We start from the raw sequence: 12,482 nt of genomic DNA, 5'->3' as shown, positions 1-12,482 counted from the left end.
CAGCGCCACGGGGATCTGCGGCAGCCCCGGCACGCTGTCGCGCGCGGCGATGGACAGTTCGGCCGGGCTGGCGCCGACCAGCACGGCGATGGCGTGCTCCAGCTGGGCGCGCTGCCACTCGAGATCGATGGCCTGGGCCTGGGTGCTCTTGAACTGGGTGATGGCCTGGGTCACGTCGGACTTGGGCACGATGCCGGCCCGGTACTGGTTCTCTGTCAGGCGCAGCGAACGGGCGTAGGCGGCCACGGTGGCGTCAAGCAGGCGCTTCTGCTCATCCAGCACGCGCAACTGCAGGTAGTTCTGCACCAGCTCGCTCTGCAGGCTCAGGCGCGCGGCGGCCAGGTCGGCGGCGCTGGCGTCATATTCGGCGCGGCTGGACTCCAGGCCGCGGCGCAGCTTGCCCCAGATATCCAGCTCCCAGGCCGCATTGAGGCCCAGTTCGTAGGTCTTGGAGATGCGCGCGGCGTTGGAGCCGCTGACGCTCACCCCGTCGCCGGTGCTGATGGTGCTGTCGCCGCCGCCCTGCCCCGCGCGGGTCACCCCGGCGCTGGCGGACAGACTCGGGTAGAAGCTGGCGCGCGCGCCGCGCACCAGGGCGCGGGCCTGGCGGTACTGGGCCTCGGCGGCGGCCAGGTTCTGGTTGGACAGCTGCAGGCGCTCGACCAGCGCGTTGAGTTCGGCGTCACCGTACAGCTCCCACCAGGCGCCGCGCTCCAGGGCGTCGCCGGGGCTGGCCGCCTTCCAGCCTTCGATCTGCTTGAACTGCATGGGCGCCGCCAGCTCGGGGCGCAGGTAGTCGGGGCCGAGCATGCAGCCACTCAGCACGCCGGCCAGCAGCAGGGACAGGAGGGTTTTGCCGACAGAAGCCTGGGTCATAGCGGATTTTCCAACGAAGCATCGGTGCGCACGCCACGCCAGCGGTTGACGCGGTGGCGCAGGCGGTCGAAGTAGAGGTAGATCACCGGCGTGGTGTAGAGGGTCAGCAGCTGGCTGAGCACCAGGCCGCCGACTATGGTGATGCCCAGCGGCTGGCGCATCTCCGACCCCTCGGCACTGCCCAGCACCAGCGGCAGCGCGCCGAGAATCGCGGCCAGGGTGGTCATCAGGATCGGCCGGAAGCGCAGCAGGCAGGCGCGGCGAATGGATTCCTGCGGGCTGAGGCGCTCGCCGCGTTCCAGTTGCAGGGCCAGGTCAACCATCAGGATGGCGTTCTTCTTGACGATGCCGATCAGCAGGAACAGCCCCAGCAGCGAGATCAGGCTGAACTCCATGCCCACCAGCTGCAGCGCGAGCAAGGCGCCGACGCCGGCCGAGGGCAAGGTGGAGAGGATGGTCAGCGGATGGATGTAGCTCTCGTAGAGCACGCCGAGGACGATGTACACCACCACCAGCGCCAGCAGGATCATCAGCGGCTGGTTGTCCTGGGTCTGCTGGAAGGCCGCACCGGTGCCGCCGAGCATGCCCTGTACCTCGCCGGGCAGGCCGAGCCGCGCCACCGCCGCCTCGATGGCGCGGCTGGCCTGGTCCAGGCTCACCCCTTCGGCCAGGGAGAAGCCGATGTTCTCGGCGGCGAACTGGCCCTGGTGGTTGACCCGGTCCTCCTCCAGGCTGCGCTCCCAGCGGGCGAAGGTGGACAGCGGCACGCGCGCACCATCGGCGGTGATCAGCTGGATCTGGTCGAGCGCCTCGGGATGCTGGGCGTACAGCGGGTTGATCTCCATCACCACGCTGTACTGGTTGAGCGCCTCGTAGATGGTCGACACCTGGCGCTGGCTGAAGGCGTTGTTGAGCACCGCGGTGATCATGCTCATCTCCACGCCCAGGCGCTGCGCCGCTTCGCGGTCCACCACCAGGCGGATCTGCTGGGCGCCCTCGTTTTCCTTGGCGTCGATATCGGTCAGCTCGGGCAGCGCGCGCAGCGCCTCGCGCACCTTGGGCAGCCACTGGCGCAGCGCGTCGAGGTCGCCCGACAGCAGCATGTACTCGTTCTCCGAGCTGCGCCCCTCGCGTCCGCCGATCTGCAGGTCCTGGTCCGGCATGAGGAACATGCGCCCGCCCGGCACCTTGGGCACGCTGGCGCGCAGGCGGTTGATCACCTGCTGCGCAGAGGCCTCACGCTCACCCACAGGCTTCAAGCGCACGATCATAAAGGCGTTGTTGATCCCGCCGCTGCCTCCGATGAAGCCGGCCACGCTGTGCACCGCCGGGTCGGCCAGCACCGCCTTGCGGAAGATCTCCATCTTCGGCTGCATGACCTGGAACGACAGACCGTCGTCGCCGCGGATAAAGCCGATCAGCTGGCCGGTGTCCTGCTGCGGCATGAAGGTCTTGGGAATGCTGACGAACAGGTAGACGTTCAGCGCAATGGTCGCCAACAGGCTCAGCAGCATCAGCAGCGAGTGACGCAACGCCCAGTCCAGGCTGCGCCCGTAGAAGGCCAGCACGCGGTTCTGCAGGCGCTCGCCCCACTGCTGCAGGCGACCCTGCGGCTGCTCGGCCTCGGCCTTGAGCCAGCGTGCGCAGAGCATCGGCGTCAAGGTCAGCGACACCACCAGGGAGATCACCACGGCCACCGCCAGGGTGATGGAGAACTCGCGGAACAGCCGCTCGACTATGCCGCCCATGAACAGGATGGAGACGAACACCGCGACCAGCGACAGGTTCATCGACAGCAGGGTGAAGCCGACTTCGCGGGCGCCCTTGAACGCCGCGTCCATCGGTTTCTCGCCGTTATGAATGTGCCGCGAGATGTTCTCCAGCACCACGATGGCGTCGTCCACCACCAGGCCGGTGGCGATGATCAGCGCCATCAGCGACAGGTTGTTGAGCGAGAATCCCAGCAGGTACATGGCGGCGAAGCTGCCGATCAGCGACACCGGCACCGCCAGCGCCGGAATCAGCGCCGCGCGCCAGCGCCCGAGGAAGGCCAGCACCACCAGGATCACCAGGCCCACGGCGATCAGCAGGGTGCGCTCGGCCTCGTGCAGGGTGGCGCGGATCACCGGCGAGCGATCCATCGCCACCTCCAGTTGCACGCTGGCCGGAATCACCTCGCGCAGCGCCGGCAGTTCGGCGCGGATATCGGCGATGGTCTGCAGGATATTCGCCCCGCTCTGCCGGTTGACCACCAGCAGCACGGCTTCCTGGTCGTTGAAGAAGCCGCTGTTGTAGCGGTCCTCGACGCCGTCGCTGACCGTGGCCACATCGCCCAGGCGCACCGCGGCGCCGTCCTGGTAACGGATGATCATCGGCAGGTAGTCGGCGGCCTTGGCCAGCTGGTCGCTGGCCTGCACCTGCCAGCGGCGCTGCGCGTCCTCCACCGCGCCCTTGGGGCGCAGCGCATTGCTCGCGGCGATGCTCTGGCGCACCTCGTCGAGGGCGATGCCGTACTGATCGAGCAGGCGCGGCTCCAGCGCCACCCGCACCGCCGGCAGCGAGCTGCCGCCGACCTGCACCTCGCCGACGCCGCCGACCTGGGCCAGCTTCTGCGCCAGGATGGTCGAGGCGACGTCGTACAGCTGGCCCTTGTTGAGCGTCGCGCTGGTCAGCGAGATGACCATGATCGGCGCCTGCGACGGATTGATCTTGCGGTAGCTGGGCATGGTCCGCATGCCGCTGGGCAGCAGCTCGCGCGCGGCATTGATCGCAGCCTGCACCTCGCGCGCGGCGGTGTTGATGTCCTTGTCCAGGTCGAACTGGATCATGATCCGCGTGTTGCCCTGGCTGCTGCGGCTGTTCATCTGGCTGACCCCGGCGATGGTGCCGAGCGAGCGCTCCAGCGGCGTGGCCACGGTCGAGGCCATGATCTGCGGGCTGGCGCCGGGCAGGCTGGCCTGCACGGTGATGGTGGGGAAATCCATCTGCGGCAGCGGCGCCACCGGCAGCAGGCCGAAGCTGACGCCGCCGAGCAGCATGATCGCCAGGCTCAGCAGCAGGGTCGCCACCGGGCGACGGATAAAGGGGGCGGAGAGGTTCATCTAGACCGCCAGCCCCGCCGCGCTGCGCCCGCTGACGCGGCGCGACAGACGATCGAAGTACAGGTAGATCACCGGCGTGGTGAACAGGGTCAGCAGCTGGCTGAGCAGCAGCCCGCCGACCATCACCAGGCCCAGCGGCTGGCGCAGCTCGGCGCCGGAGCCCGAGGCCAGCATCAGCGGGATGGCGCCGAACAGCGCGGCCAGGGTGGTCATCAGGATCGGCCTAAAGCGCAGCAGCGCCGCCTGGTAGATCGCATCCTGCGGCGCCATGCCCTGGTTGCGTTCGGCCTCCAGGGCGAAGTCGATCATCATGATCGCGTTCTTCTTGACGATGCCGATCAACAGGATGATGCCGATGATGGCGATCAGGCCCAGGTCGTTGCCGGTCAAGAGCAGCGCCAGCAAGGCGCCGACCCCGGCCGAGGGCAGCGTGGAGAGAATGGTGATCGGGTGGATATAGCTCTCGTAGAGCACCCCGAGCACGATATACATGGTGACGATGGCCGCCAGGATCAGCAGCAGGGTCGAGCTCAGCGAGGCGCGGAAGGCCTCGGCGGCGCCCTGGAACTGGGTGTCGATGGCGCCGGGCAGGCCGATCTCCTGCTCCACCCGCTCGATCACCGCCACCGCCTCGCCCAGCGACACCCCCGGGGCCAGGTTGAACGACAGGGTCACCGCCGGGAACTGGCCGATATGGTTGACCAGCAGGCTGGCCGGACGCTCCTCGATGCGCGCCAGTGAGGCCAGCGGCACCTGCTGGCCGTCGCCGGTGGCGACGTGGATCTGCTCCAGCGCCGCCAGGCCGATGCGCCCGCCGTCGCGGCTCTCCAGCACCACGCGGTACTGGCTGGCCTGGGTGTAGATGGTGCTGATCTGGCGCTGGCCGAAGGCGTCGTACAGCGCGTCGTCGATGTCGCCGACGCTGATCCCCAGACGCGCGGCGGCGTCGCGGTCGATCTGCAGGTACACCTGCAGGCCGCGGTTCTGCAGGTCGCTGGCCACGTCGGTGAGCACCGGCTGCTGGCGCAACGCCTCGACCAGGCGCGGCGTCCACTGCTCCAGCAGCGCGCCGTCCGGCGACTCCAGGGTGAACTGGAACTGGGTGCGGCTGATGCGATCCTCGATGGTCAGATCCTGCACCGGCTGCATGTACAGCTCGATGCCGGGAATCCGCGCCAGCTCGGGGCGCAGGCGCTCGATCACGGCGCTGGCGGTGACGTCGCGCGCGGCATGCGGCTTGAGGTTGATCAGCAGACGGCCGCTGTTGAGCGTCGGGTTGTCGCCGTCGACGCCGATGGACGAGGACAGGCTGGCCACCGCCGGGTCGCGCAGGATGACGTCGGCCAGGCGCTGCTGGCGCTCGCTCATGGCGGCGAAGGAAATCGACTGCGGCGCCTCGGAAATGCCCTGGATCACCCCGGTGTCCTGCACCGGGAAGAAGCCCTTGGGCACCGCCAGGTAGAGCAGCACGGTCAGGCCCAGGGTGGCCACCGCCACCAGCAGGGTCAGCGGCTGGTGCCTCAGCACCCAGGTCAGCCAGACGCCGTAGCGCGCGATCATGGCGTCGATGACGGCGCCGGCGGCGCGGTAGAAGCGCCCTTCGTCCTCGGGCTTCTCGGCCTTGAGCAGGCGCGCGCACATCATCGGCGTGAGGGTCAGCGACACCACCAGGGAAATCAGGATGGCCACCGCCAGGGTGATGGCGAATTCGCGGAACAGCCGCCCGACCACGTCGGCCATGAACAGCAGCGGGATCAGCACGGCGATCAGCGACAGGGTCAGCGAGACCAGGGTGAAGCCGATCTGCCGCGCGCCCTTGAGTGCGGCGTTGAGCGGCGTCTCGCCCTGCTCCAGATGGCGGGCGATGTTCTCCAGCATGACGATGGCATCGTCGACCACGAAACCGGTGGCGATGGTCAACGCCATCAGCGTCAGGTTGTTGATGGTGAAGCCGGCCAGGTACATCACGCCGAAGGTGCCGATCAGCGACAGCGGCACGACGATCGACGGGATGATGGTCGCCGACAGCTTGCGCAGGAACAGGAAGGTCACCATCACCACCAGGGCGATGGCCAGCAGCAATTCGTGCTGCACATCGCGCACCGCAGCGCGGATGGTCTGGGTGCGGTCGGTGAGCACCTTGACCTCGACGCTGGCCGGCAGGCCCTCGGTCAGGTGCGGCAGCAGCGCCTGGATGCGGTCGACCACCTCGATCACGTTGGCCCCGGGCTGACGCTGCACGTTGACCAGTACCGCCTGGTTGCGGTTGGCCCAGGCCGCCAGACGCTCGTTCTCGGCGCCGTCGATGATCTCGGCGACGTCCTTCAGACGCAGCGCCGCGCCGTTCTGGTAGCTCAGGATCAGCTCGCGGTATTCGTCGACGGATTTGAGCTGGTCGTTGGCGTCGAGCTGGGAAACCCGCGTCGGCCCGTCGAAGTTGCCCTTGGGCTGGTTGACGTTGCTGGCGGTGATCAGATTGCGCACGTCGGCCAGGCTCAGGCCGTAGGACGCCAGCGCCTCGGGATTGACCCGGATGCGCACGGCCGGACGCTGGCCGCCGGCCAGGGTGACCAGGCCGACGCCGCTGGTCTGCGCCAGTTTCTGCGCCAGGCGGGTGTCCACCAGGTCGAAAACCCGCGGCAGCGGCAGGCTCGCCGAGCTGACCGCCAGGGTCAGCACCGGGGTGTCGGCCGGGTTGACCTTGTTGTACACCGGCGGCGCCGGCAGGTCGCCGGGCAACAGGTTGCTCGCCGCGTTGATCGCCGCCTGCACCTCCTGCTCGGCCACCGCCAGGGATACCTCCAGGTTGAAGCGCAGGGTGATCACCGAGGCGCCGCCGGAGCTGGTCGAGGACATCTGCTTGAGGCCGGCCATCTGGCCGAACTGGCGCTCCAGCGGCGCGGTCACCGCGCTGGTCATCACCTCCGGGCTGGCACCCGGATAGAGGGTCAGCACGCGGATGGTCGGGTAGTCCACCTCCGGCAGCGCCGACACCGGCAGCAGGCGGTAGGCGATCAGGCCGCTGAGGAAGATCGCCACCATCAGCAGCGTGGTGGCGACCGGCCGCAGGATGAAGGGGCGGGAGATGTTCATGCGTCGTTCCGCGGCTGGGCAGAACGCTCGCCCCGGCCCGGCTTGCCGCCCTCGCTCAGCGGTTGACGCGCCGCACCGTCCGGGCTGTGCACCACGGCCGGGTCGATCACCTCGACCTGGCTGCCGTCGCGCAGGCGGTCGGTGCCCTCCAGCACCAGCCGTTCGCCGGGCTGCACGCCGCCGGCCACCAGGCTGCGCTCGGCGTCGCTGGCGGCGATGGTCACCGGCCGCAGGCTGACCTTGCCACCCTCGTCGACTACGTAGACGAAGGTGCCCTGGGCGCCGAACTGCACGGCCGCCGAGGGGATGATGGTGGCCGCTTCGCGGGTTTCCACGCGCAGGCGCACGTTGACGAACTGGTTGGGGAACAGCATCTGCTCGGCATTGGCGAAGCGCGCCTTGAGCTTGACCGTGCCGGTGGCGGTATCGATCTGGTTGTCCAGGCTCTCCAGCACGCCGTCGGCCAGTTTCAGCCGCTCGCCGCGGTCCCAGGCCTCCACCGCCAGGGTCGCGCCGCCGCGGGTGCGCTGCAGCACCGCCGGCAGGTCGCCCTCGGGGATGGTGAAGGTCACCGCGATCGGCAGGGTCTGGGTGATCACCACCAGTGGCGTGGTGTCGCCGGCGCTGACCAGGTTGCCGACGTCCAGCTGGCGTAGCCCGAGACGGCCGGAGATCGGCGCGCGGATCTGGGTGAAGTCGAGGTTGAGCCTGGCCGTGGCGACATCCGCCTGGTAGCTCTGCAGGCTGCCGCGGTACTGGCCCACCAGCGCCTGCTGGGTGTCGAGGGTCTGCTTGGCGATGCTGTCTTCGGCGTACAGGCCCTGGTAGCGGGCCAGGTCCAGCTCGGCGTTCTTCAGCTGCGCCTGCTGCTCCTGCAGCGCGCCCTGGGCCTGCTGCAGCGCCGCCTGATAAGGACGCGGGTCGATCACCGCGAGTAGATCGCCGGCCTCGACCTGCTGGCCCTCCTCGAACAGCACCTTGACCAGCTCGCCGTCCACCCGCGAACGCACGTTGACCGTGTTGTAGGCGGTGACCGTGCCGAGGGCCTTGAGCTCGACGGCGAAGTCGTCGCGGCGCACCTCGGCCACCCGCACCGGCACTGGCCCCAGGTCGCCGAAGCGGCCAGCGCCCATCGGCGCCTGCGCCTCGCTCGGCCAGAACCACCAGAGCAACAGCAGCAGCACGGCGAGCAGACTCAGGCCGATCAGCCACTGGCGGGAGGTTTTCGAGGCGGTCGAGGCGGTAACGGACATGGCGGGGACGGGTCACTTCTTGAGGGAGTCGGAACGATAAGCACTGACACCCGGCAAGCAAAGCCCATTTACCCGCTTTTTACGCTCCTCTTACGTTACCAACTGTTTGCAAAACGGCCCGTGGTGCGTAGCCCGGATGCCATCCGCGAGCGGGCTGGCAGGGCGCCGCTCTTTCCCGGTTTGCATCCGGGCCATGGGCGATGGCCGGCACAAACAAAAACGGCCTGCAGGGCAGGCCGTCGTTCCAGCACGGGCGGTTACTTGAGCACCGCCAGGGCCGCCGCGTAGTTCGGCTCGTCGGCGATCTCGCCGACCAGCTCGCTGTGCAGCACCTTGTCGTTCTCGTCCAGCACCACCACCGCACGGGCGGCGACGCCGGCCAGCGGGCCGCCGGCGATGGCCACGCCGTAGTTCTTGAGGAAATCGGCGCCGCGCATGGTCGACAGGTTGATCACGTTGTCCAGGCCTTCGGCGCCGCAGAAGCGCGCCTGGGCGAACGGCAGGTCGGCGGAGATGCACAGCACCACGGTGTTGGCCAGTTGCGCGGCCTCAGCGTTGAACTTGCGCACCGAGGTGGCGCAGGTCGGGGTGTCGATGCTGGGGAAGATGTTCAGCACCTTGCGCTTGCCGGCCAGGCTGGCCAGGCTGACGTCGCCGAGGTCCTTGCCGACCAGGCTGAAGGCCGGTGCTTGCTGACCGACCTGCGGCAGTTGACCGTCGACCGGAACCGGGTTGCCTTTGAGGGTGACTTGCGCCATGGGGAGAATCCTTTTCTGCGAAGTGAGGGTAGAAGAGTAAGGGCGCGATCCGGGCTTTTGGCAAGCCTAGAACGCGCCCTCGTCAGGCTGCGGATCAAGCTGACCCGGAGGTCAGACTACTTTGCCGACACTGGCGACACATTCGCTTGCTTGGCGAAGTACTCGCGGGTCAGCGCCACCACCACCGGGCTCAGCAACAGCAGCGAGAGCAGGTTGGGGATGGCCATCAGGCCGTTGAGGGTATCGGCCAGCAGCCAGGCGAAGTCCAGCTGGGCGATGGCGCCGAACGGCACCGCGACGACCCAGACCAGGCGGAACGGCAGGATCGCCTTGGTGCCGACCAGGTATTCCCAGCATTTCTCGCCGAAGTAGCTCCAGCCGAGGATGGTGGTAAAGGCGAACACCACCAGGGCGACGGTCAGGATCGCGCCGCCGATGCCCGGCATGGCCGACTCGAAGGCCGCCGCCGACAATGCCGCGCCGCTGGCGCCGCTGGTCCACACGCCGGAGCAGATGATCGCCAGACCAGTCATCGAGCAGATGATGATGGTGTCGATGAAGGTCCCGAGCATGCCGATCATCCCCGAGCGCACCGGGCTGCTGGTGGTGCCGGCCGCCTGGGCGATACCGGCGGTGCCCAGGCCCGCCTCGTTGGAGAAGATGCCCCGGGCCACGCCGAAGCGGATCGCCGCCATCACCGCCGCACCGGCGAAGCCACCGGTGGCGGCGACCGGGGTGAAGGCATAGGTGAAGATCATCTCGAAGGCCGCCGGAATCTGGCTGGCGTTGACCACTAGCACGACGATGGAGGCGACGATGTAGGCCACGCACATGGCCGGCACCAGCGAGGCGGCGACCTTGCCGATGCGCTTGATGCCACCGAGGATGACCAGGCCGACGAACACCATGGTCACCAGGCCGGTGACCCACAGCGGCACGCTGAAGGTGGTTTCCAGGGCGTGGGCCATGGAGTTGACCTGCACCATGTTGCCGATGCCGAAGCCGGCCAGGCCGCCGAAGATGGCGAAGGCGCCGCCGAGCCAGGCCCACTTGGCGCCCAGGCCGTTCTTGATCGCGTACATCGGGCCGCCGACGTGCTCGCCACGGTCGTCCTTCTCGCGGTAGTGCACGGCCAGTACCACTTCGCAGTACTTGGTGGCCATGCCCACCAGCGCGGTGCACCACATCCAGAACAGCGCGCCGGGGCCGCCGAGGAAGATGGCGGTGGCCACGCCGGCGATGTTGCCGGTGCCGACGGTGGCGGCCAGGCAAGTCATCAGTGCCTGGAACGGGCTGATCTCGCCGCTTTCTTCGTCGTCTTTCTTGCGCCCCTGCCACATCAGTTTGAAGCCGGGGCCGATCTTGGCCAGCGGCATGAACTTCAGGCGCAGCATGAGAAACAGCCCGGTACCGAGGATCAGCACCAGCATGGGTGGGCCCCAGACCAGGCCGTTGAGTTGGTTCACCAAGTTGGTTATGGCTTCCATTGAAGGGTCCTTATTCTTGTAGTTGCGCGGTTGGGTACCCGTCGCGTGATCGACTGCCGGATAGACAGTGCCGTTTTTTCGTCACCGCCCCGCGCTGCACCAGGGTTACCGGATCGAGGGGGCGGCTAAGTATACGAAGACGAAATAAGTTCTTTTCACTATTTAGAAAAAAATTAACGCGACCATTCTCCAAACGGTTGGGGAAAAGCCGCACGAAACACCTAGCTAAGCCGGCTCGACCCCGGAAAAGCCAGAGCAGTTCCACGCCGGCTAGAAATCGCGCCGATAGAACAGGTCCAGGGAACTGGCCAAGCCGCTGGCGGCCTCGAGATAGAGCCTGCGGCCGAGCTGGTAGCGCAGCGCGATGGTATTGGCCGGTTCGAACACGCCGACGCCGTAGCGCAGGCTGAGGCGCTCGGTGAGGTTGCCGCTGGCCACCACGCTGGTGGTGATGCCACTGCCCTCGGTGTCGAGCTGGAAATCCTGGATGCCCAGGCTGCTGGCCAGGCTGCTGGTCAGCGAACTGCTGCCGGCCAGGCCCAGGGCCAGCGCGGCCTGGCCGAGCATGTTGTTGTCGCCGCTGCCCTGCCCCAGCGGCCGGCCCAGCACCAGGTAGGACAGCGCCTGCTCCTGGCTCATCGCCGGCTCGGCGAACACCGTGGTGCTGGGTTGCTCGGCGCTGCCGGACAGGCGGATGCCGGCGACCACATTGTCCACCCGGCGAATCGCCTCGACGTCGAGGAACGGCTGATCGATGGGCCCGGTGAACAGCAGGCGCGCCCGACGGATGGTCAGACGCTGGCCGTAGGCGCGATAGCGGCCGTTCACCAGGTCCAGCTCGCCGCGGGTGTCGAGGTCGTCGCCGATATGCACGCGCCCGCGCAGGTCGGCGCTCAGGCCGAAGCCGCGGAAGGCCAGCTTGTCCTGGCCGACCTCGACATCGACATCCATGGCGATGCCCAGCGCCTCCTCCTCCAGCGGCGTCTCGCGCCCGGCCACCCGCGCATCGCCGGACAGCTTGACGGTGGAGGCCGGCAGCTCGCGCACGCTGATCTGCCCGCGCGGGATGCCGACCTTGCCGCGCACCGCCAGTTGCTGGGCGCGAAGCTGCAACTGCAGGTCCGGCTCCACTTCCAGCTCGGCATAGGGCTCGACCTTCAGCGGCAGGCGCTGGCCCTGCACGGACAGATCGCCGCTCAGCCCCTCTGCCCAGCTCAGCTCGCCGCGCAGGTTGCCGCGCCCCTGCTCGCCGCTGCGCCAGTCGCCGGCCAGCTGCAGCCGCTCGCCAGCGATCAGCGCCTGCAGCTGCAGCGCCTGCAGGCTGAGCGGCAGTTCACTGCCGGCCAGCTCGCCATCGTCCAGGCGCAATTGGCCATCGACCTGCGGCGCCAGCAGCGGCCCGGACAGCGTACCGCTGCCCTGCAGGCGCCCCTCCAGGCGCTCGGCCATGGGCACGAAGGGCCGCAGCACGGCCAGGTCGAAACCGGTCAGGCGGAACTGGCCGCTGAGCGGCTTGTGCGCTGGACGAGGATCGAGCTGCGCCTGCAGGCTCAGTTCGCCGAGGCGTTCGCTCAGCAGGCGCAGCTCGCTGTCCACCCGCTGCGGGCGCAGCGTGCTGTCCAGGCGCAGGCTGGTGTAGGGGAAATCCAGCCACTCGTCCTGCTCCGGCTGGCGAATGCGCAGGCTGCCGCCGCCGGCATCCAGCAGGATGCGCCCTTTGGGGCCGCTGGCCGGCAGCTCCAGCTCGAGCCGGCCGTCGAGCCGCCCCTGCCAGGCGAAATCCGCCGGCAGCCAGGGTTGCAGGCTGGCCAGGGGGAAATTCTCCAGGCGCAGATCCAGGCTCGGCTGCGGCGCCAGGCGCTGCTGACCGCCGCACAGGCTGGCATCGCCGGCCCGCCAGCAATGCGCGCCCAG

Annotated in this window: 7 protein-coding genes; all 7 read right to left on the bottom strand. The window is 68.4% G+C overall.

The features are described 5' to 3' along the window. Nucleotides 1-876: efflux transporter outer membrane subunit (locus tag N878_RS01125; protein WP_021441841.1), on the bottom strand; the 876-nt coding region annotated here is incomplete at its 3' end. Then, on the bottom strand, nt 873-3,977 hold the full coding sequence (locus N878_RS01120) for a multidrug efflux RND transporter permease subunit (protein WP_021441840.1): 3,105 nt from the start codon (nt 3,975-3,977) through the stop codon (nt 873-875). The genes N878_RS01125 and N878_RS01120, both read right to left, overlap by 4 nt. Next, entirely contained in the window at nt 3,978-7,070 is a 3,093-nt protein-coding gene (locus N878_RS01115; protein WP_021441839.1) for an MdtB/MuxB family multidrug efflux RND transporter permease subunit, read from the bottom strand. Beyond that, on the bottom strand, nt 7,067-8,323 hold the full coding sequence (locus N878_RS01110) for an MdtA/MuxA family multidrug efflux RND transporter periplasmic adaptor subunit (protein WP_021441838.1): 1,257 nt from the start codon (nt 8,321-8,323) through the stop codon (nt 7,067-7,069). Before N878_RS01110 ends, N878_RS01115 begins: the two co-directional genes overlap by 4 nt. A 257-nt stretch (nt 8,324-8,580) precedes the next feature. Further along, nucleotides 8,581-9,081 carry a thiol peroxidase gene (tpx, locus tag N878_RS01105; protein ID WP_021441837.1) on the bottom strand — a complete coding sequence of 167 codons (501 nt, stop codon included), beginning with the start codon at nt 9,079-9,081 and terminating at the stop codon, nt 8,581-8,583. Between the two features lie 116 nt (nt 9,082-9,197). Next, nucleotides 9,198-10,568 (bottom strand): sodium:alanine symporter family protein, encoded by a 1,371-nt coding sequence (locus tag N878_RS01100; protein ID WP_021441836.1) that lies wholly within the window; start codon nt 10,566-10,568, stop codon nt 9,198-9,200. A gap of 270 nt (nt 10,569-10,838) precedes the next feature. Beyond that, nucleotides 10,839-12,482, bottom strand: a 1,644-nt coding sequence (locus tag N878_RS01095; protein WP_021441835.1) for a translocation/assembly module TamB domain-containing protein, incomplete at its 5' end; no start/stop codon positions are given.

This window comes from Pseudomonas sp. EGD-AK9 (genome assembly GCF_000465935.2).
Classification (GTDB): domain Bacteria; phylum Pseudomonadota; class Gammaproteobacteria; order Pseudomonadales; family Pseudomonadaceae; genus Aquipseudomonas.
This window is presented reverse-complemented; position numbering and strand designations above follow the sequence as displayed.